The organism is Rhizobium ecuadorense (assembly GCF_001187535.1).
Taxonomy (GTDB): domain Bacteria; phylum Pseudomonadota; class Alphaproteobacteria; order Rhizobiales; family Rhizobiaceae; genus Rhizobium; species Rhizobium ecuadorense.
Genome location: NZ_LFIO01000531.1, coordinates 1 through 315 on the forward strand (window position 1 = coordinate 1; position 315 = coordinate 315).

Annotated in this window: 1 protein-coding gene; it reads left to right on the top strand. The window is 63.2% G+C overall.

The window, feature by feature from the left end; all coding sequences use genetic code 11:
- Positions 1 to 166: 166 nt before the first annotated feature.
- On the top strand, positions 167 to 315 hold a 149-nt coding region (locus AF337_RS40205; protein ID WP_152971005.1), incomplete at its 3' end, for a helix-turn-helix domain-containing protein.

Here is a 315-nt window from a genome sequence, read left to right on the forward strand (position 1 = left end):
CAAAATCGATCCGGCTGGATGACTGACGCCAGCCGCGACGATCGGCGTCCGCCATTCGGAATTGGGCCGCGCTCGTCGACATAAGCTATGATGACAGCCCGTACTGCTGTACGAATGCGTTGGACACGGGCTTTGGAAGGCGCACCGCGCGGTGCCGGATTGCACCATGATCGACTGGGATGACATTCGCTACTTTCTTGCCGTGGCGCGCGGAGGCTCAGTGCGGGCTGCCGCCGAGGGCCTCGGGGTGTATCATTCGACCGTGCTGCGACGCATCGCTCAGCTCGAGGAACGCCTCGGGGCGCAGATGTTCGA